The following is a 19052-nucleotide window of genomic DNA, read 5'->3' as shown; positions in this document are numbered from 1 at the left end:
ATGAATATGAAGATAAGAATTTTCATGTTATGCCTAAGCTGTATGCTTACCATAACCGGGGCGAAAGCCCAATGGGTTGTAGCCGACCCGGGAAATCTGGCGCAGGGTATCATCAATGCCACAAAAAACATCGTGCATACTTCGAGTACCGCCAGTAATATGTTGAACAATTTTAAGGAGGTTCAAAAAGTCTATAATCAAGGTCGGGAATATTACGATGCACTCAAGGCTGTGAACAATCTTGTGAAAGATGCCAGAAAAGTACAGAAAACCATCCTGATGGTTGGTGATATTACCGACATCTATGTGAACAGTTTTGAAAAGATGCTTGCCGATGACAATTTTACGGTGGAGGAACTGGTTGCCATAGCCAACGGCTATACCATACTACTCAACGAGTCGGATGATGTATTACAGGAACTTAAAGGGATTGTCAATGCCAGTACATTGTCCTTATCAGATAAGGAACGGATGGAAGTTATCGACAACTCTTATACTAAGATGTTGGAATACCGTAGTCTGGTAAAGTACTATACCAACAAGAATATCTCTGTTTCTCTGCTTCGGGCAAAAGAAAAGAACGCCTCGCAGCGTGTTCTGGACTTGTACGGAAGTGATACCGATAAATATTGGTAATCTATGGAATTTGACAATATCCATCAGATACTCCGTGCTTTGTACGATGACATGATGCCTTTATGCGGCGACCTTATCGGGGTTGCCAAGGCCATTGCCGGGATTGGTGCATTGTTATACGTTGCCTCCCGTGTATGGCAAAGCATCGCACGGGCAGAGCAGATTGATGTGTATCCCTTGCTCCGTCCTTTCGCCATTGGCATCTGCATTATGTTTTTCCCGACCTTGGTCTTGGGGACTGTAAACAGTATCCTAAGCCCCGTTGTACAAGGTGCGCATAGCATCTTGGATGGGCAGACATTGGATATGCGCCAGTTGGCGGAAACGAAAGACCGCCTTGAATTTGAGCAGAAAAAGCAAAATAAGGAAACGGCTTACCTGGTCGATCAGGCTGAGTTTGATAAAAAACTCGGCATCATGGGTGCGCCTGAGATTGCAGGAATGTATATTGAACGTGCCATGTATGATATGAAGAAATGGTTTCAAAGTCTCTTTCGCTCGTTTCTGGAAACCCTCTTTAACGCCGCCGCATTGGTCATAGATGTAATACGGACATTCTTTTTGATTGTTCTCGCCATCTTAGGTCCGATAGCCTTTGCCATATCGGTCTTTGATGGCTTTGGGTCGACACTAATCCAATGGCTCACCCGCTATATCAGTGTGTATCTGTGGTTACCCGTATCGGATTTATTCAGTTCGGTACTGGCTCGTTTGCAAGCACGTATGTTGGAAAGCGATATTGCCCGTATGGAAGTTGATCCGAGTTATGCGTTGGATGCTTCGGACGGGGTGTATGTGGTATTCCTTCTTATCGGGATTGTCGGATTCTTCACTATCCCTGCCGTTGCCGGATGGATTATTCAAGCCGGAGGGATGGGTAATTACAGTAAGAATGTAAACCAAGCTGCTTCCAAAGGTACTGCTCTGGCAGGCGCAGGAGCCGGTGCGGCAGCCGGAAACATTATGGGAAGATTAAAAGGAAGTGGAGGTTCCAGCAGTAGCAGTAGTCTTGGCGGAGGTGGAGGCGGTAGCCAACCGCAGGGGCGAAACTATTCTACAGGTGGAGGACAGTCCGGTGGAACTCCTTAAATCCATAGGTATTATTTAAAACAATTAAACATTAAAAACAAAAAAAGAAATGGAATTTAAGTCATTAAAAAATATCGAAACAAGTTTTCGGCAAATCAGGCTTTTCAGTATTGTATTTCTTTGTTTGTGTGCAATAGTCGCAGGGTACTCCGTATGGAGCGCCTACGGCTTTGCCGAAAAACAAAGGGAGAAAATCTATGTATTGGACGAAGGGAAATCATTAATGCTGGCTCTTTCGCAAGACCTTTCACAGAACCGTCCGGTGGAAGCGCAGGAACATGTCAAACGCTTTCACGAATTGTTCTTCACATTATCTCCCGACAAACGGGCGATAGAGAGCAACATTCAGCGGGCAATGGTACTTTGCGACAAAACTGCCTTCAATTATTACAAGGACATGGCAGAGAAAGGATATTATAACCGCATAATCTCCGGCAACATCATTCAGAATATAATTGTAGATAGCATCCGGTGTAATTATAATGCGTATCCGTATCAGGTTTCCACATACGCCCGCCAGATAATCATCAGAGAAAGTAACCTGACGGAACGCTCGCTTATTACCACCTGCCAGCTTCTCAATACTTCCCGTTCGGATGATAACCCTCACGGCTTCTTTATGGAGAATTTCGAGATAAAAGAGAATAAGGACATTATGACCGTTGATCGCTAATATTTCCAAAACGATGAAACAGATCAAGCATATCTTTAAAGAAATAGGTTACAGTATCAATGATTTTCTTCGCCGGATGTGTGGCAGTCTTTCGGAAGATGCCCGCATAGTGGTCATTATCTCCATGCTCATTCTCTTTACCATAGGGAATCTGTATTTCACCATCTCCGTCATATACAATTGGGGACGTGAAGACGGAAAAAAAGAGATACCCGAAGTACGGCATATAGACGGTTTGGAGATTATGGATTCCGCCGGTCGAAAAGATACGATGAACCTGATAGACTCTCCGATTCATATCGAGATACAAGAGAGCGATAGTACAATCAATAAATTTTTAATATACAATGAAAAAAGAACAAGAAAAAATAGACCCTGTTAAAGAACAGGAATCGTCAGATCGACGGAGTCAAAAGGAGAAACAGAAGCAGCAATTAAAAAAGTATGGCTTCTTTGCTCTCATCGGGATTATCTTCTTGGGCGCATTGTACCTGATTTTTGCCCCGTCTTCTTCCGACAAGGTAAAAGAGGAACAGGGAAAAGGCTTTAATACCGAGATTCCCGATCCGAATAATTCGGGACTCATCGGCGATAAGCAAAAAGCTTATGAACAGGAAGCATTGATGCGGGGTAGAAGTGAAAAACGTAAGTCGCTCGAAGACTTTTCTTCCCTTATCGGGGACGATAAAGAGGCGATAAAGGAAAATGTAATTGAAATAACGGAAGAAAGGACAAGTAACAATCCTTCTCCAACGAATGATGCGATACGAAATTCGGCTTCTTCTTACCGGAATATCAATAATACCCTCAGCAGTTTCTATGAACAGCCTGCCACAGAGGTGGATGAACAGGCACAGCTTGAACTTCAGTGGCGTGTTCAGGAGTTGGAACGGAAACTGGAAGAAGAAACCGCAAAGAAGACTGCCGTTGACGACCAATTACTCCTGATGGAAAAATCCTACCAGTTGGCAGCCAAGTATATGCCTGCCGGACAGGGACAACAAGCCGGGACACAGGTAGAAGAGGATATAATCCTCGAAGCGGGAAATTCTAAGGGTAATTCTTCTAATAACAACAGCCGGTATGATAAAGCCGGAGCTTCCGTAATCCGGCAGGTATCTGAACAGACCGTATCAGCTTTGGCTCAAAATATTCCCAATGCGGAATTTATTGCAAGTTTCAACCAACCCCGAAACATGGGGTTCAATACAATGGATGCAGCTATCGGTGTGAATGAAAAGAATACTATATCGGCAGTCATCCACGATGACCAGACATTGATAAGTGGTCAGAGCGTTCGATTACGGCTCACAGAAGCCATGATAGCCGGAACTACGGTTATTCCTGCTAATTCCCTTTTAACAGGTACAACATCATTGCAAGGCGAGCGACTCGGTATTATTATCAATTCCATAGAATTGGGCGGAGCAATCATTCCGGTGGAAATTATCGTTTATGATTCCGATGGGCAAAGGGGCATTTTTATCCCCAACTCGTTGGAGTTGGAAGCGGTCAAAGAAATTGCCGCCAATATGGGAAGCTCGGTCGGTTCAAGTTTTACGATAACCGACGATATGGGAGCGCAGATAACATCCGACCTGACCAAAGGAGCGATACAGGGCGTAAGCCAGTATATGCAGAAGAAAATCCGTCAGGTCAAAGTCCATCTCAAAAGCGGTTACAGGGTATTGCTGCTGCCCAAGCAAAACTAATTATCAAATATATTTTATCCACAAATTAATTCAAAGTAAGAAATGAAAAAGTATTTTTTTATGTTCGCTGTCATAGCGACCGGTGTATTATCTGTTAATGCACAAACAGAGTATGAGAATCAAAGATCGGCATTATCTAATGATGAGGTTATAACGGTCAATCAGTCGCCCGAAGAGATGCAAGGCGAGTTGCAACAAGTATTGAAACCCACATTCGGGGATTATTACGAAGGACTGACCAAGAAGATAACCTTCGACCGCATGATTCCACCCTATGGACTCGAAGTTACTTTCGACAAAACGGTGCATATTATCTTCCCCTCATCCATCCGTTATGTGGACTTGGGCTCTTCGAATATCATCGCAGGCAAAGCGGGAAATTCGGAGAATATCCTCCGTGTGAAAGCTTCAATCAGAGGGTTTGAAGCGGAAACTAATCTTGCCGTAATTACGGAAGAAGGAAGTTATTATACCTATAATGTAAAGTATGCGGACGAGCCGGAGAAACTCAATATAGAGATGCGGGATTTCATGCATGACGGTATCGCAACCAACCGCCCGAACAATTCGTTCGACATCTACCTGAAGGAACTCGGAAGCGAATCGCCCCGTGTCGTATATCTTATCAATCGTGCGATTTATAAGGATAACAAACGCCACATCAAACACATCGGGGGAAAACGTTTCGGCATCCAGTACACACTGAAAGGCATCTATTCGCATAATAATTTACTTTATCTGCATACACAGATTAAGAACTCGACCAACGTAGCATTCGATGTTGATTTTGTACGCATGAAAATCGTCGATAAGAAGGTTACGAAACGTACCGCCATTCAGGAAACCGTTATCTATCCGCTTCGTGCCTATAACTTTATGACAACGGTTGGTGCAAATAGAACGGAACGGACAGTTTTTGCATTGGATAAAATCACTATTCCTGCCGATAAACTGCTTATTATCGAAGTATTTGAAAAAAATGGTGGTCGTAACCAAACCTTTACCGTTGAGAACGCAGACCTGATTCGGGCTCGTCAAATCAACGAACTAAAAGTACAGTAATGAAGCGGGTGGTATTACTTATGACTTTGTGCCTTGCCCTCATCGGGCAGGCACACGCCCAGCGTTACTTGCCGGGACAAAAGGGATTGCAGTTTACGGCAAGTGCCGTTGATGGTTTCTATTTAGAGAAAGGCGACAAACAAGCCTTTGCCGGAGGAATTGCCCTTTCAACCTATACTAAGAATGGCAACCGTTGGGTATTCGGTGCGGAATATCTTCAAAAATCCTACCAATATAAAACGGAACTGATACCGACTTCTCAATTTACAGCAGAGGGAGGATATTATTACAAGTTCCTTTCTGACCGGAGCAAAATATTTTTCTTTTCTGTTGGAGCATCAGCAATGGCAGGATACGAAACGGTCAATTGGGGAGAGTCCCTACTTTTTGACGGCTCTACCATTACAAGCGATGACAACTTCCTATACGGTGGTGCGGTAACCTTTGAGATTGAAACATACTTGTCAGACCGCATTGTATTACTACTCAATGTTCGGGAGCGGATATTGGGTGGTTCTTCCATTAACTTATTCCACACGCAAATTGGCGGAGGAATCAAATTCATTCTAAATTAAATATTTAACGAATAAATTTATAAAGAAATGAGAAAGACATTATCATATTTTTTATTTACGCTACTGCTTGCGGCGGTAGCGTGTGCCTGTAGCGACGATATTGATATTAAGCAGGATTATGAATTCTCGGTTACTCACTTACCTGTGCCGAAAAAACTGCAAGTAAATGAGGTTGCCGAAATACGCTGTACGCTACACCGAAATGGCAAATATAACAATACCCGGTACTACCTTCGTTACTTTCAATATGACGGAAAGGGTCAGTTATGGATGGGCGATGGAAAACCATTCTTGCCTAACGACCCCTACGAAGTAACGGATACCCCTTTTCGACTTTATTTTCGCTCTATGTCCGAAGATGCCCACAACATAGAGGTAGTCTTTTTCGACTCGTTCGGGAAAGAGTTTCCGCTTTCTTTTACCTTTAATAATGAGCAGGCAGATAAGGAAGAAAGCAGTGTATGAAAAGCTATATAGATAAAAACCTGCAAACCGGGGAAACGATTGAGTACAAAGCGCATGTGCATTGGTGCATCTTCTTCACCCCAATAGTATTGCTCTTGGTTGGTATCCATTTCTTCCCGTCTTCCAACGTATTCGAGTATCTGATTGGCATTACGGCACTACCTCTTGGCATATTTACAATGCTGAGAAGACTGTACATGAAAATCGGGACTCATTACGTAGTAACCAACAAGCGGGTTATACTGAAACAAGGCTTGTTAAGCCGTAATGCAATGGAACTGATGCTGATTAAATGTGAAGGATTGAGCATCAATCAGGGACTTATCGGTCGGCTGTTCGGGTTCGGAACAATCCTGTTGACAACGGGAGGAGCAACCAACGTGTTCAGCTACGTTACAGACCCGATAAAGTTTCGAAATGCGATTAATGCGCAGTTGTAATGTTAGAGTAGGCAGGAGGATGAAAGTCTTTCTGCCTGTTTTTTTATCATGTTATTTGAACAGTTGTAAAATATTGATTTGATTATATCTTACATTCTTTAATAAGCCGTTCAATCTCGGTTCGTTGCTCGTTAGAATGGCAATGAGCAAAGCTCTCTAAGACGAGTTGAGTCAGCGCCATGCCTTGTCGGTGAGGATTAAGGTCTTCGTCAGTTAAAAGGAACAGACAACGCACCATTTCACGAGGGAAATCATTACGCTTTCCATCCAGATAGTTAATGATCTCTTTCATAGTAGAATCGTATGTTTCAGTAAAATTACGATCCTTTTTCAAGTCGCGAGTAGGAGCACATATTTCCTCTACATATTCCATAAATGTTTCGTAGAAGCAGAGAATAGCAATCGTCCGATAGTCGTCAGAACTTACTTCTTGGTTGTTCATTCCCGTCAGCATAAACTCTTCAAGCGATATACCCTCAGCAAATATTTTATCAATCTCGGCATTCAGCAACTTCAACTGATCAATATGTGTATGCTCAATAAACCACAGAAAAGTACTACACTGCTGAATCTGCTGGCACTTTTCGGCTTGTTGTTCAGGCGGGATGGAATAAGTGAGGTCGGGAGAGTCTTGCTCTTTCATGAATGGGTGTTTTTTGAGGGTAAGATAATATTAATTCATCGACAAATCTTTGTTCAATCCTATTAAATACTGCTCAATAGTCAAGTTCTCTACGTTCGTGCCCTTACTTACCAATGCATATTTGTCGATAAGTTCTTTCAGGTATTTAGGCGAAAGATGCAGATATACTGAAAACTCCTCGTAATAATTTAGACCGAACCCAATCATTACACCGTCTTTTTCATCTTCGTGGTTGAGCATGAAAACGAAATAGTTCTTTTCATCTCCGGCTTGGATATTTAGAATGATTTCCGCATCCGAAAGAGGTTGTATCGGGGGATTATTCTCGTCTAATACCTCATATTCAAAGTCTATCCAACCAAGTTTGCGATAAGAGGTGAACAGTTCCCGAAGTTGGTCTGTTGTCAGATGGGGCATATCATAAAATACTTCAGCCATAGTTATATGAAATAAACTTGTCAAAGGTAAGAATAAAAAAGGATAGGAGAAATCCTACCCTCAAATGAAAACTTCAAATGCAAGAAAAACTATTGTTTTTCTTTTGGTTTTTTGCTTCTTTTTCGACCGCTCAGGCTCACTGTAAAAAGAAGTCGGGCGGAAAAATCCGCCCTTTGGTTATACTTCTACTTGCTTTTTTTGTAGGTCAATTTCGGAAACATACCAACTGTCTTGATACTTGTTGCCAATCAGATTAAAAACGCCCGATAATCCGCTATCATAGGCGTGTTTCTTGGCTTCACTGATTGTACTGAACTCGCCTATCTTATTGAAGCCGATAAATAGTTTGTATCTATCGCTGTTCTCCTTGTGCTTTTTGACTTCTTCCTGTAACATCATATACATTTTTTGATAGTTGTTTTTCTTTTGTTCCAATTTGTTGTAAGCCTTCAATAACTGTTCGTCCGTATCTATATTAAAAAATAGGTCATTGTTCTTTTTGTAGTCGATATATCGGACAATGGCTCTTTCGACTTTGGTTATCTGTGCTTTTGCCGATGCAACTTTACCCAACAAAAAGTCAAAACCTGTCTGTAAACCTGTTCGCTTGTCGTAAAAGCAATGATATACCTGAACTCTTTTTCTCGGATATTTGCATACTAATTTTGCCTTACGCCATTCTATAAGCCACCGCCAACGGTCTAACATATCACGGGGGATGTCTATTTTGTGTAAAACTTCCCGGCTTCTGTCTTCATGCCGAATTTCAAAAGTGATATATACCCAATGTTCAATACCCAGTTCCCGTTCCGCTTTTGCAAGGTCTTTTGCATATTGCATCCAATCGTCCATTCTTTCCTGTGCCATGATATTACTTATTAGCTGTTGTAAATCTGTTGTATTTCTTCACCTATTTTTGCCAACGCTTGGCGTTGTTCATCGGTTAGAAGCACTATGAAGTCGTCATTGCTATACCATTCTCCGCTATCTTCCTGCTCGCGGAAGCATCGCCTGTTGGCTGTATCAACAATAGCCAACATTACATCTACCTCGATAGGAGTCAGTCCGCTGATTGTACAGGTCTTGTTTGTTTTACTTATTTTCAATTTCATTGCTTTAGGCTTTATGGGCAGATTGCTCCGCCCTGATTAATAATCCGTTATTTAGAGTTTACAAAGACTGTCTTTGTTCGCTCAGTATCGGAAACGGTTAATTGTCCGTCCCTGTCAATAAGCCAGTAGAGAAAAAATATGATAGTATCTTTTGATACTACATGATTGCCATTGAAAAGATTTAGCAACATAATAGGCTCTTTTTCTTTGGCTTTCAATGCTTCCTCGCTTGTGGTGTAGGCATTTTCGCCAATACCAAAGCGTAGGGAGTTATTTACTATAAATTCTACTGTTCCGTATTCTTCCATTTTCCTGTACATGAATTGTTCTAAATCCCTTATGTCATGTATCAGGTCGAACGGATGCAGGGCTTCCAGTTCATCTTTGAGTTGGGTGTGAATATCCCTTAACATCGGCTCTATGGTAAATCATTTAGTCGGGTTGGTTATCTTTCGGCAGGTGGCAGGGTCGTGTACGTCATCAAGAAACAAGCCGTTCTTGTCAAGTGTGCAATAACAGTCATAACAGAAGTGTGTATGATATTCCGTCTCGCTCTTTTTGATAGACTTATTTATGATTATTCGGATTTGACCGTTCTGTAACAGATAAAAACGGATGCTCCAACGGTCGGTTTCAAAAGCTATTTGATAATGTTTGCTTTCGGCTGTTACCCTGTTTAGGAAGTGCAGGACACCTTTATACATAATTGCTATTTTATTCGGTTTCATTTTGATAATTGTTTTTTAGTTGATATTATGCTGCTATTCTCTTTTTAATTAGTGGGATATGCTTGTTTACAAGTTTGATAATCCTATCGTGATGCTCCGTGTTCTTGTTGCACACGCCTCTCGATTGGACTACCTGCAATTTAGAAAGAGATATTTCAACGGTTTCTACTCGCTCTCCATCAATGCAAGCGGAAAGGATAAGGCTGTCGGGTTTCAAGTGGTAATCATTTGTGAATACACAGTGATGTAAAGCATCGCCCTCTTGCATTATTTCCGTTACACTTTCGAGTACCCGAACTTGGATTACTCCGTCCGTGAACTGAATACCGAAGAATTTGGATTTCAGTTCTTGAAATATAGCTTCATCCTTTAATGCCTGTTGTTTGGCTTCTTCCTTACGTTCCCGCTCAATATGCTCTCTCTTTTTCTGCACATACTTGTCATGTTCGCCTTTTAGGTCAGCAGGGCAAACGTAATGCGCATTACATAGGTCTTTCCCGAAGAAGCGGAGTAAATCAATGTAATCGCACCACATCGTAACATCATCAATGTTGTAACCGTTTCGGATACAGATACGGATAGATGCCCAATAATCGGCAATATTCCGTGAGGTGTGATAGGCAAAGAATTGTAATAGTGTTGTTTGCTTCGCTTTCAATAGGGTTTCTGCTTTGTTCTCTGTTACGATGTAATGGAACAGGTCAAACGGTGTAAGTTTATGAAAATCCCCTGTAAATCCGCTTCGTTTGATTTCGGGGATTAACTTCATGCGTGGGTAAGTAGCTGTCGGAAGTGCGTTGTAAAAGTTTTTATTCGGGCGTATTTCAAGATTACTACAAAAGTTCCATGTATCAGTAAAACAAGACATTGGTCTCAACCTTGCTATGGTTGCGTGTTTACCACTTGGAGTAATCCAAAGTTGTATTACCTCACTATGGAAATAACGTGCTTCTTCTCCGACTTTGGCTTTGTAGTCAATATAGAAAAAACGAAGTACCTGGAATTCTTCGGAAGAAGTAACGATGCAATAGTATTGGTAATCGCTAAATACCCGTTTTGTTGTATCGTTGATAATCAGCTTTGTGTTACAATTTGGACAGGTACAATGCTTTTTCGTTGACATATCAATCCATGAAAAGCCACACTCTAAACAGGAGATTACACCCTGTTTGGTTCTTCGCCCGATATGGTCAATACAATTCTTGTAACCCCATTTTACCTGCGCTTTGGTAATGGGAGATAGTTTTTTACTTAGTTCAAAAACTCGCTTCTGATATTTATTCTTCGGTTTCATAACTTAATCAAATAAAGAGGGTTGATTTACTACTGCTTGCTTAGTTCTCTTTTTGGGTTGTTGTGTCATCTTGTTATAGGCTTCGTTTTGTACACGTTGTATGGCTTCTTTACGAGCCTGTTCCTTTTCTTCTTCGCTCAATTCTACAACATGGTTTACAACTACATCCGCATTCATCGGTTTGCCTACCTCGATGTTGTCTTCATCGTAATAATGCACCGCCATAGAGTAGATTTCATCATCGGCAAAACCATTGCAACCGCTTTTCTTCACTGTATTTAGAATGTAAGTAACACAATCGTCAATGCTCTTTTTGGGGTTCGCATACTTCTCTGCAAACAGTTCATCACTTGCGGCACGTTGTACCAAATAGGTATGTATCGTTCTTTTGAAAATATCTGTTCCTTTCATGGCTCTAATTATTTTAGATTTAATACGCTGTTTAATTCTGCTCTCTTAGTGGTGGCGAAAATCCACCCTGCTCTCTTACCTCCATTGTAGGATAATCTCGGGTTAAACCGTCCTCCTAAGTCTTTGAGGGTGTCTTTTATCTCTTTGGTATCCCCGAATAGAGCGATTGCTTTCTCGGAATAACCAATTATTTCAAATTGCAGGTTCTCGGCTTGATGTACTACGACAGGAGACATTGTTTGCTGTGTCTTGATGCAGATATTCTCCTCTTGTCCTGCGGTATAGGCATAATCCTCAATAAACCGTTCACGGTTGTATAGGCGTACTTTCTCTATAATCCAACCGCTGTACTTACTTTCGCCCAAGTAATAGCCGTCGCCCATACTGTACTTCTCACGGTGTTCGTAGTCCTCGTTGTTTTCGGATAGGTAGGCTGTTCCTTCAAAGTTCCCTGCATACTTGCGCATCTCGGAAAATAAGTCTCTCGTATGTTTGGAAAAGCCCAAAATCACAGTTCGTTGTACCGAAGAAGCATAGTAATCGGTCATGCTATCGCTATCATTCTGTTTCAATCGTCCGACAATCATCGCCATAGCATCATTGGGTAGTATCTCGGCTAATCGTTTACGCCCGATGGCTCGGATTCCTTCTGTGCGGATGCGTTCCTGTTCCGCTTTTCGTTCGTCCTCTGCTTTTTTCTCCTGTGCTTTTCGAACGATAGCCTTTAATTCTTCTTCGTTCTTGAATGTCGGGTTAGTTTCATCGTAATAGTAACCGATACCATACTTTTGGGATAGGGGACGGATTATCTCGGTACGATAAAACAGATAATCGGATAAGTCTATCAATTTATAATGAATGCCGTACTCATTACGGACTATATCGCACACCACATAGCGATGGTAAGAATATCCCTCCATGTGGATAATCTGTCCGATTTCAACTACTTGTTTCTGAGTGTCTATCTCTCTCTGTGCGCCTAATAAAAATAACTTTGTCATGATTGTAAGTTTTAGAATATGAATACTACGATTAATGAAGCGATAAGCAGGAAAAGGAAAACCGAAATAAGGATGCCTATCAGACGGAATACACACTTTATCAGTAAGCGGACAAACAGGTACACGACCACCATAGCAACGAGCGACCATGCAACAACACTGACTTTCGTCAGTAACCATACACATACTACCGTACACGCTAACCTAAGCACCAATTTTATGTTAATTCCCGAGGCGAGGTTGTTCTTTTGTTTCGTTCTATCGTTTCTCTTTTCCATGACTTTTTTTTTCATGCGGCATCCGTCAGATCGGCTGTTTTTTGTTTCGTATTGGCGGCAAAAGGTCAGAGATGTGATGAAGACAAATTTTTTGTACTAAATACGCTCGCCCGAAGGATGAGGGAAAGAGGAAGATTTCGGACAAAACCCTTTAGGGCTTAAATTTGGCGTATCGCATCTCTGGGATACCTTTGCCAATCGAACAGAAAACAGTCGGTCAGGATGCCATCAATAATGAGGAATGGGAAAGAAGAAACGATAATTGATAATAAAATAACTGTGCCAACAGTGGAATTAAAATCGGTCAGATTCGGATGAAAATATTCTGCCCCTTTGAGGTTTAAGATATATTGTTTACCTTTGTGAAAGAGTTATTTGAAGTGGTGAAAAATGAAGCGAGGTAAAGCGGTTAAGTAGTTTCTAAATCATTACCTATCGCTGAATATTGACTGTTCAATCCCCTGAATTATACCGCATTTGAAAATAATCACTACCTTTGCAGAACGAATCGTAAAACCGTTGCTATGAACAGAAATGACAATTTTCTCAATCCAATCCTTTATCCGGTAGGCATCCAAAGCTTCGAGAAGTTGCGTTCCGAAGGCTACCTCTATGTTGACAAAACTCCACAGATATACCGGCTCATCCGAATGAAGATTCCCTACTTCTTGTCACGACCCCGTCGGTTCGGTAAGAGTTTGCTGCTTTCTACCCTGGAGGCGTACTTCTTGGGCAAGAAAGATCTCTTTCGCGGACTGGCCATCGAGCAGTGGGAACAGGACTGGAAAACCTACCCTGTACTTCATCTCAGTCTAAACGCCGAGAAATACGAAACAGTGGAGGATTTGCAAAAAATCCTCGAAGACCAACTGATGGTCTGGGAAAAGGAATACGATTCGCAACCTACAATAGATTCCTACTCTGTTCGCTTTAAAAATGTGATACAGAAAGCCTACGAAAAGACTGGTCTGCGTGTGGTGGTTCTTGTTGATGAGTACGACAAGCCCCTGCTACGTGCTCTACACAATGAAGAATTGCAAACACGCTTCCGTAATCTGCTTACCGCCTTTTACACTGTACTCAAAGATGCCGATCCGTACCTGCACTTTGTCTTCATCACTGGGGTTACGAAGTTTGCCCAGATGGGTATATTCAGCAACCTCAACCACTTGAAAGATATCAGTTTCCTACCCGAGTTTGCCGACCTTTGTGGCCTCACCCGCCAGGAAATTGAAGAGAATTTCTCCACAGGAATCCATACTTTGGCAACCAATCATAAAATGACGTATGAAGAATTGCTCAATGAAATGACCTGTATGTACGATGGTTATCGGTTCAGTCCGCACAACAACATAGGCATGTACAATCCTTTTAGTGTGCTAAACGCATTGAGAGATGGCTTGTTCGAGCATTACTGGTTTGCCAGTGGTACCCCCACCTATTTGGTAGAGATGCTCAAGAAGACCGATTTCGATATTCGCGACCTGGAAGGTGTGGAAGTGGATGGCTCTTCGCTGATGAACGACCATGCCGACGTGAACAACCCCATCCCCATGATTTACCAAAGTGGCTATCTTACCATTAAAGAGTACGATGAAGAGTTCCGCGCTTATACATTGGGCTTCCCTAACGAGGAGGTGAAGTATGGCTTCCTTTCTTTTGCCGCACCGTACTACGAATCGGTGCCACCCGAAAGCACTTCTTTCCATATCGGACGCTTTGTCAAAGAACTGCGCGCTGGTAAAATTGAGGCTTTCCTTACCCGCCTGCGCGCCTTCTTTGCCGACTTCCCTTACGAACTGAACGATAAAACGGAGCGCCATTACCAGGTGGTGTTTTATCTGGTATTCAAGCTCATGGGGCAGTTCACCCAAACGGAAATCCGTAGTGCCCGCGGACGGGCCGACGCCGTGGTGTGGACGCCAGACTACATCTACGTGTTTGAGTTCAAACTGAATGGCACTGCCCAAGAAGCCCTCCGCCAGATTGACGAGAAGGGCTATCTCATTCCCTACACCGCCGACACGCGCCAGCTGGTGAAGGTAGGGGTGAACTTCGATCATGAAGAAAGAAATGTGGGAGAATGGATGATTGGTTAATCACTACAATCTGTGTTTGTAAATCTTAGCCATAACCTTTTGATATTGATTTTGCAATTGAATATAGTTTATCTTACTTTGATACACTACAGAAACCTCTACAAAATACTCTATCATAGATATTTCTCCACCCATAAGTGCCTGTTTCAATAGTTCCAGATCGGATTGGGCAGCAAATGTTTTTTCGTATTCCTCCATCGAAGAACGAACGGTTTGTGCCTCACGATATTGCTGGGCAAGTTCCGATTCTATTTCAAGCGTTTTATTCTCTTTCTGGTAATTCAGATTCAATGATTGCGCCCGGGCCATCTTTACCTTATTGCGGTTCTCGAAAAGAGGAACCGAAAAACCAACAACAAACCCATTGAAAGGATTACCCGATTCGGTATTGCGGCGATAACCCAATTCCAATTTAGGCAGCCATTGCGATTTATTGAGGTTTAACTCCACCCGGGATGCAGCCGCTTCTCTGTCGAGTGCATACAGAGACATATCCGAGGCAAGTACTTCGCTGCGGAGTGTTTCATAATCTGGTGGAAGAACCATTACAGGATAGTCGGTGCCAACAAAGTTAATAGGGTTGTTGCCATTGAGAACAGCCAGTTCCTGCAATTTATTGTTTAAGGCCGATGTGTTGAGGTTAGCTTCTGTTTTTACATTCAACAACTCAAGATTGATTTTGTTGGTTTCCAAAATGCTGGCATCACCGTTTTGTAGTCTTTGGGCATACATATCGGACAATGCCTGCGCGTTCTTTAACCGCTCATCGAGTATTTGTTTTTGCTGCCTCAACATAATTATGTCCAGACACACTTCTTTAGCCTGCAACAATAAATCGCGGCGGAAAGATTCTGCCTGACTGTCGAAAGCACCCATCCGTAGCTTATTCATTTTGCTGCGGGTAGCATATAGGGTAGGGAAGTCGAAACTTTGCGAAACCACCATCTCACTGATGGTTTCGTTGCTATTGTGCTTTCCCCACATGTGTGCATACGAAACCGTGGGGTCGGGCAGGTTATTGTCGGTTTTTGCTTCCAACTTTTGAACAATGGTTTCCTGTTTGTTGGCTTGCAACTGCTTGTTGTTGGCTTCAATGCCCGATAATACATCTTCCAGGCTGGCAGTTTGGGCATATATTATTGATGAACTAATCAATAATACAAATGCAAATATAAATTTCTGTATCATAATCATTTATTTTTTCTATTCATCAATAAATAGACAACAGGCACTATAAAACCGTTCAGGAAGGTAGAGGTAAGCAGTCCACCCAGAATAACTTTAGCCATGGGGCTTTGTATTTCGTTACCGGGTAAATCGCCACCCAATGCCAACGGAACAAGTGCCAGTGCAGATGTAAGTGCAGTCATTAAAATGGGGTTCAAACGGTCAAGCGATCCATGAATAACACTATCGTACACATTATAATTCTCTTCTTTCTGTAAATGGGTATAACGGTTAATCAGCAACATACCGTTACGGGTAGCAATACCAAACAAGGAAATAAACCCGATTATGGCCGGAATACTGATCTCGCCTGTGGTGAAAAACAGAATAAACACTCCACCAATAAGTGCCAGTGGCAGATTTATAAGGATAATACCCGATAATGCTGCGCTTCGGAACTCATTGAATAGTAACAAGAAGATAACCACAATGGCCATTAAAGAAGTAATCAGTAAGGTACGACTGGCAGCTTGTTCGCTTTCAAATTGTCCGCCATACTCTATGTGGTAACCTTCGGGTAGACTGATTTCTTTATCTACAATATCCCGAATATCATTTACCACACTTCGTAAGTCTCTGTCGGCGATATTGGCCGAGATAACAATTTTGCGTTTAACATTTTCGCGGCTTACTGTGTTGGGGCCCATCGAAGAAGTTACATCGGCAATGTAGTTGAGAGGCACTTTATTGCCATCTCCTGTATCAATCATCAAGTCCGAAATCTTGTTTATCTTATCCCGGTTATCATCGTTTACCTTTACAGTAAGATCGAAACTTTTGCCTTGTTCGTACACTTGCGATACAACTTCGCCAGCCAGATTAACGTTAATAAACTCGGAGAACTCCGGAAGCGTAATGCCGTATCTGGCCATAATCTCTCTCTTGGGAGTGATTTTTAACTGCGGACGTTCAATTTGTTGCTCTACATTTAAGTCGGCTATCCCTTCAACGCCCCCAACGGCACTCTTTATTTCATTACCAAGGGCAAACATCTTATTCAAATCATCGCCAAACAGTTTAATTGCAATGTTGGCCTGGGTGCCCGATAGCATTGCATCAATACGGTGGCTAATGGGCTGACCAATCTCTATGTTTGCACCAGTAATGGTTGATAGCTTTTCGCGCACTTCGGTCATAAATTCACTACGGCTTCTTTTGTCCAATTCAAAAGGAGCTTCGAGTTCCGATACGTTTACGCCAAGAGCATGTTCGTCTAGTTCGGCACGACCAGTTTTCCGGGCTACGGTTTGTATCTCGGGAATGGTGAGCAGAAGCATTTCGGCATGATGCCCCATCTTGTCCGATTCTTCCAGAGAGATACCCGGCATTGAACCGATATTAATGGTAAGCGAACCTTCGTTAAACGGAGGCAGGAAGCTTCGGCCTAAAGTAAAGAACAAAACCAATGTTACAACCAACAAGGCGATGGTTCCACCCAATATGCCTTTTTTATGATTTAACACCCATACCAATGCTTTTTGGTAAATACCTTTAAGCCAAACAGCTATGAAAGCTTCTTTAGGAAGTTTATCGCTCTTGTTTTTGCCTAACAGATAACTACAAAGAACCGGAGTAAGGGTTAGTGCTATTAGTGTAGAGGCACATAGTGCAACAATAAAAGCAATACCCAGTGGTACAAGCATGCGCCCTTCCATACCAGTGAGGAAAAACAACGGTACAAAACTGGCCACAATAATAAGGGTTGAGTTTAAAATGGGCATACGCACCTCTTTAGAGGCATTGAATACCACCTGAATTACAGGTAAACGGTCTTCGACAGGCTTCATGCTGTTTTCGCGCAACCTTTTATATACGTTCTCTACGTCTACAATAGCATCATCAACCAACGAACCTATGGCAATGGCCAAACCACCTAAACTCATTGTATTTATGGTTAAGCCCAGATAATGCAAAGTGAGTAATGAAATAACTATAGATAGAGGCAGCGTAACCAACGATATGATAGTAGTACGTACATTACCCAAAAACAGGAAGAGAATGATTACCACAAATATTCCACCCTCTATCAACGATTTCTGCACGTTGCCAATAGAGCTTTCTATAAAGCGGCTTTGCCGGAAAATGTCTGTCGACACATGTACATCGGCCGGAAGATTCTTTTTTAAATCATTCAATGAGGCTTCCAGCTTTTCGGTAAGTTCTAATGTGCTTGTAGCAGGTTGTTTGGTTACGGTAAGCAGTACGGCTGGTTTTCCACGTTCCGAAGCAGTTCCCAACTTAGGTGCTTTAGCTCCGATTTTAACATCGGCAATATCTTCTAACATTACCGGAATGTTATCTATAGACTTCACCAAAACTTTACCTAGTTTATCAGTGCTCTCGGTCGACAGGATGCCGCGTACAATATACTCGTTTCCATACTCGTAAAGTACCCCACCGTTTGCATTGAGATTCATGTTACGGGTAGCATCCATAACCTCATTGAGAGATACTCCATAATGTTTCATGCGGTCGGGCGACAACAGTATCTGGTATTCTTTAATGTCGCCACCCAATACAGCAACCTGTGCTACACCGCCGGTAGATAACAATCGTGGACGAATGGTCCAGTCGGCAATTGTACGCAGATCGAGTAGGGAAGTGGTATCGGCTGTAAGCCCGATAATAAGCATTTCGCCCAATATCGACGATTGCGGCCCAAGTGTAGGATTCCCCACGTTTTCGGGTAGCGATTCGTTTACTACAGTAAGCTTTTCGGATACAATCTGGCGGGCAAGGTAAATATCCGTTCCCCAATCGAACTCAACCCATACAACCGAGAACCCGGTGGTTGAGGATGACCGTACACGTCTTACTCCTGTAGCACCATTCACTGCTGTTTCAATAGGGAAAGTAACCAGTTGTTCCACTTCTTCCGTTGCCATACCATTGGCTTCGGTCATAATAACTACGGTGGGTGCATTCAGATCGGGGAATACATCCACTTCCGTATGCATGGCAGTATATGTTCCCCATATCATAATGAGGATGGCGGCTGCCAGTACTACCAATCGGTTATTTAGTGAATATCGTATTATTTTATTTAACATATCTTTGAGTATTGAGTAATGAGTTATGAGTAATGAGTAATGAGTTTTGAGTTTTGAGTTTTGAGTTACGGTGCCGCATGGTACTCATAACTCATAACTCATAACTCAATACTCATAAC

General features: G+C 42.3%; 22 protein-coding genes. 10 read left to right on the top strand and 12 right to left on the bottom strand.

The genetic code is table 11. From position 1 onward, the window contains the following. Positions 1–6: 6 nt before the first annotated feature. The 9 genes from D0T85_RS07480 to D0T85_RS07440 are packed head-to-tail and all read left to right on the top strand — an operon-like array spanning position 7 to position 6652. Positions 7–636: a DUF4141 domain-containing protein gene (locus D0T85_RS07480; RefSeq protein ID WP_163211812.1), complete on the top strand. Its 630-nt coding sequence runs from the start codon at positions 7–9 to the stop codon at positions 634–636. Between the two features lie 3 nt (positions 637–639). Continuing rightward, a complete protein-coding gene (gene traJ, locus D0T85_RS07475; RefSeq protein ID WP_163211810.1) occupies positions 640–1725 on the top strand; it encodes a conjugative transposon protein TraJ in 1086 nt (361 codons plus the stop codon). A gap of 49 nt (positions 1726–1774) precedes the next feature. Beyond that, positions 1775–2398, top strand: a complete 624-nt coding sequence (traK, locus tag D0T85_RS07470) for a conjugative transposon protein TraK (protein ID WP_163211808.1) — start codon at positions 1775–1777, stop codon at positions 2396–2398. A gap of 13 nt (positions 2399–2411) precedes the next feature. Next, positions 2412–2780, top strand: coding sequence for a TraL conjugative transposon family protein (locus D0T85_RS07465; RefSeq protein ID WP_163211806.1), 369 nt, complete (start codon positions 2412–2414; stop codon positions 2778–2780). Further along, on the top strand, positions 2746–4110 hold the full coding sequence (traM, locus tag D0T85_RS07460) for a conjugative transposon protein TraM (RefSeq protein WP_163211804.1): 1365 nt from the start codon (positions 2746–2748) through the stop codon (positions 4108–4110). Before D0T85_RS07465 ends, traM begins: the two co-directional genes overlap by 35 nt. Before the next feature lie 42 nt (positions 4111–4152). Continuing rightward, complete coding sequence (gene traN / locus D0T85_RS07455) at positions 4153–5172, top strand: conjugative transposon protein TraN (RefSeq protein ID WP_163211802.1); 1020 nt, start codon at positions 4153–4155, stop codon at positions 5170–5172. Continuing rightward, positions 5172–5747: a conjugal transfer protein TraO gene (locus D0T85_RS07450; protein ID WP_163211800.1), complete on the top strand. Its 576-nt coding sequence runs from the start codon at positions 5172–5174 to the stop codon at positions 5745–5747. Before traN ends, D0T85_RS07450 begins: the two co-directional genes overlap by 1 nt. A gap of 27 nt (positions 5748–5774) precedes the next feature. Next, on the top strand, positions 5775–6212 hold the full coding sequence (locus tag D0T85_RS07445) for a TraQ conjugal transfer family protein (RefSeq protein ID WP_163211798.1): 438 nt from the start codon (positions 5775–5777) through the stop codon (positions 6210–6212). Then, on the top strand, positions 6209–6652 hold the full coding sequence (locus D0T85_RS07440; RefSeq protein ID WP_163211796.1) for a PH domain-containing protein: 444 nt from the start codon (positions 6209–6211) through the stop codon (positions 6650–6652). Before D0T85_RS07445 ends, D0T85_RS07440 begins: the two co-directional genes overlap by 4 nt. Before the next feature lie 82 nt (positions 6653–6734). Here the strand turns inward: D0T85_RS07440 and D0T85_RS07435 are convergent, their stop codons facing one another. From D0T85_RS07435 to D0T85_RS07390, 10 genes are all read right to left on the bottom strand, one after another. Further along, positions 6735–7295 carry a hypothetical protein gene (locus tag D0T85_RS07435; protein ID WP_163211794.1) on the bottom strand — a complete coding sequence of 187 codons (561 nt, stop codon included), beginning with the start codon at positions 7293–7295 and terminating at the stop codon, positions 6735–6737. Positions 7296–7325: 30 nt separating this feature from the next. After that, positions 7326–7733 carry a hypothetical protein gene (locus D0T85_RS07430; protein ID WP_163211792.1) on the bottom strand — a complete coding sequence of 136 codons (408 nt, stop codon included), beginning with the start codon at positions 7731–7733 and terminating at the stop codon, positions 7326–7328. Positions 7734–7910: 177 nt separating this feature from the next. Beyond that, positions 7911–8600: a hypothetical protein gene (locus tag D0T85_RS07425; protein ID WP_163211790.1), complete on the bottom strand. Its 690-nt coding sequence runs from the start codon at positions 8598–8600 to the stop codon at positions 7911–7913. Between the two features lie 11 nt (positions 8601–8611). Further along, the gene (locus D0T85_RS07420) at positions 8612–8845 is read right to left on the bottom strand and encodes a hypothetical protein (RefSeq protein WP_163211788.1); all 234 of its coding nucleotides are present in this window, start codon (positions 8843–8845) and stop codon (positions 8612–8614) included. A gap of 47 nt (positions 8846–8892) precedes the next feature. Then, a complete protein-coding gene (locus tag D0T85_RS07415) occupies positions 8893–9258 on the bottom strand; it encodes a hypothetical protein (RefSeq protein ID WP_163211786.1) in 366 nt (121 codons plus the stop codon). Between the two features lie 15 nt (positions 9259–9273). After that, positions 9274–9573 (bottom strand): hypothetical protein, encoded by a 300-nt coding sequence (locus D0T85_RS07410; RefSeq protein WP_163211784.1) that lies wholly within the window; start codon positions 9571–9573, stop codon positions 9274–9276. A gap of 25 nt (positions 9574–9598) precedes the next feature. Then, positions 9599–10867, bottom strand: coding sequence for a PcfJ domain-containing protein (locus D0T85_RS07405; protein ID WP_163211782.1), 1269 nt, complete (start codon positions 10865–10867; stop codon positions 9599–9601). Positions 10868–10870: 3 nt separating this feature from the next. Beyond that, a complete protein-coding gene (locus tag D0T85_RS07400; protein WP_163211780.1) occupies positions 10871–11278 on the bottom strand; it encodes a PcfK-like family protein in 408 nt (135 codons plus the stop codon). An 8-nt stretch (positions 11279–11286) separates the two neighbouring features. Further along, positions 11287–12279: a fusion protein gene (locus D0T85_RS07395; protein ID WP_163211778.1), complete on the bottom strand. Its 993-nt coding sequence runs from the start codon at positions 12277–12279 to the stop codon at positions 11287–11289. A gap of 11 nt (positions 12280–12290) precedes the next feature. Then, on the bottom strand, positions 12291–12557 hold the full coding sequence (locus D0T85_RS07390; protein ID WP_163211776.1) for a hypothetical protein: 267 nt from the start codon (positions 12555–12557) through the stop codon (positions 12291–12293). A 524-nt stretch (positions 12558–13081) separates the two neighbouring features. Here D0T85_RS07390 and D0T85_RS07385 point away from each other — a divergent pair. Further along, positions 13082–14656 carry an ATP-binding protein gene (locus tag D0T85_RS07385; RefSeq protein WP_163211774.1) on the top strand — a complete coding sequence of 525 codons (1575 nt, stop codon included), beginning with the start codon at positions 13082–13084 and terminating at the stop codon, positions 14654–14656. Between the two features lie 3 nt (positions 14657–14659). On the opposite strand, the gene D0T85_RS07380 is transcribed toward D0T85_RS07385, so the two are convergent. Together D0T85_RS07380 and D0T85_RS07375 are read right to left on the bottom strand one after the other, a co-directional pair. Beyond that, positions 14660–15844 carry a TolC family protein gene (locus tag D0T85_RS07380; protein WP_239060664.1) on the bottom strand — a complete coding sequence of 395 codons (1185 nt, stop codon included), beginning with the start codon at positions 15842–15844 and terminating at the stop codon, positions 14660–14662. A 2-nt stretch (positions 15845–15846) separates the two neighbouring features. After that, positions 15847–18933 carry an efflux RND transporter permease subunit gene (locus D0T85_RS07375; RefSeq protein ID WP_163211770.1) on the bottom strand — a complete coding sequence of 1029 codons (3087 nt, stop codon included), beginning with the start codon at positions 18931–18933 and terminating at the stop codon, positions 15847–15849. Positions 18934–19052: the final 119 nt, after the last annotated feature.

Origin of the sequence: Bacteroides sp. 519, from assembly GCF_010500955.1 — a bacterium.
GTDB lineage: Bacteria > Bacteroidota > Bacteroidia > Bacteroidales > Bacteroidaceae > Bacteroides.
Note: the sequence above shows the minus strand (reverse complement) of the source record. Positions and strands in the feature narration are given on the sequence as shown.

Excerpts from the sequence above, each read along its gene's own strand:
- D0T85_RS07445 (WP_163211798.1), top strand. The coding sequence starts at position 5,775 with ATGAGAAAGACATTATCATATTTTTTATTTACGCTACTGCTTGCGGCG.
- traN (WP_163211802.1), top strand. The coding sequence starts at position 4,153 with ATGAAAAAGTATTTTTTTATGTTCGCTGTCATAGCGACCGGTGTATTA.
- traM (WP_163211804.1), top strand. The coding sequence starts at position 2,746 with ATGAAAAAAGAACAAGAAAAAATAGACCCTGTTAAAGAACAGGAATCG.
- D0T85_RS07480 (WP_163211812.1), top strand. The coding sequence starts at position 7 with ATGAAGATAAGAATTTTCATGTTATGCCTAAGCTGTATGCTTACCATA.
- D0T85_RS07410 (WP_163211784.1), bottom strand. The coding sequence starts at position 9,573 with ATGAAACCGAATAAAATAGCAATTATGTATAAAGGTGTCCTGCACTTC.
- D0T85_RS07375 (WP_163211770.1), bottom strand. The coding sequence starts at position 18,933 with ATGTTAAATAAAATAATACGATATTCACTAAATAACCGATTGGTAGTA.
- D0T85_RS07440 (WP_163211796.1), top strand. The coding sequence starts at position 6,209 with ATGAAAAGCTATATAGATAAAAACCTGCAAACCGGGGAAACGATTGAG.
- traK (WP_163211808.1), top strand. The coding sequence starts at position 1,775 with ATGGAATTTAAGTCATTAAAAAATATCGAAACAAGTTTTCGGCAAATC.
- D0T85_RS07380 (WP_239060664.1), bottom strand. The coding sequence starts at position 15,844 with ATGATACAGAAATTTATATTTGCATTTGTATTATTGATTAGTTCATCA.
- D0T85_RS07430 (WP_163211792.1), bottom strand. The coding sequence starts at position 7,733 with ATGGCTGAAGTATTTTATGATATGCCCCATCTGACAACAGACCAACTT.
- D0T85_RS07385 (WP_163211774.1), top strand. The coding sequence starts at position 13,082 with ATGAACAGAAATGACAATTTTCTCAATCCAATCCTTTATCCGGTAGGC.
- D0T85_RS07415 (WP_163211786.1), bottom strand. The coding sequence starts at position 9,258 with ATGTTAAGGGATATTCACACCCAACTCAAAGATGAACTGGAAGCCCTG.
- D0T85_RS07465 (WP_163211806.1), top strand. The coding sequence starts at position 2,412 with ATGAAACAGATCAAGCATATCTTTAAAGAAATAGGTTACAGTATCAAT.
- D0T85_RS07400 (WP_163211780.1), bottom strand. The coding sequence starts at position 11,278 with ATGAAAGGAACAGATATTTTCAAAAGAACGATACATACCTATTTGGTA.
- D0T85_RS07395 (WP_163211778.1), bottom strand. The coding sequence starts at position 12,279 with ATGACAAAGTTATTTTTATTAGGCGCACAGAGAGAGATAGACACTCAG.
- D0T85_RS07450 (WP_163211800.1), top strand. The coding sequence starts at position 5,172 with ATGAAGCGGGTGGTATTACTTATGACTTTGTGCCTTGCCCTCATCGGG.
- D0T85_RS07435 (WP_163211794.1), bottom strand. The coding sequence starts at position 7,295 with ATGAAAGAGCAAGACTCTCCCGACCTCACTTATTCCATCCCGCCTGAA.
- D0T85_RS07405 (WP_163211782.1), bottom strand. The coding sequence starts at position 10,867 with ATGAAACCGAAGAATAAATATCAGAAGCGAGTTTTTGAACTAAGTAAA.
- traJ (WP_163211810.1), top strand. The coding sequence starts at position 640 with ATGGAATTTGACAATATCCATCAGATACTCCGTGCTTTGTACGATGAC.
- D0T85_RS07420 (WP_163211788.1), bottom strand. The coding sequence starts at position 8,845 with ATGAAATTGAAAATAAGTAAAACAAACAAGACCTGTACAATCAGCGGA.
- D0T85_RS07390 (WP_163211776.1), bottom strand. The coding sequence starts at position 12,557 with ATGGAAAAGAGAAACGATAGAACGAAACAAAAGAACAACCTCGCCTCG.
- D0T85_RS07425 (WP_163211790.1), bottom strand. The coding sequence starts at position 8,600 with ATGGCACAGGAAAGAATGGACGATTGGATGCAATATGCAAAAGACCTT.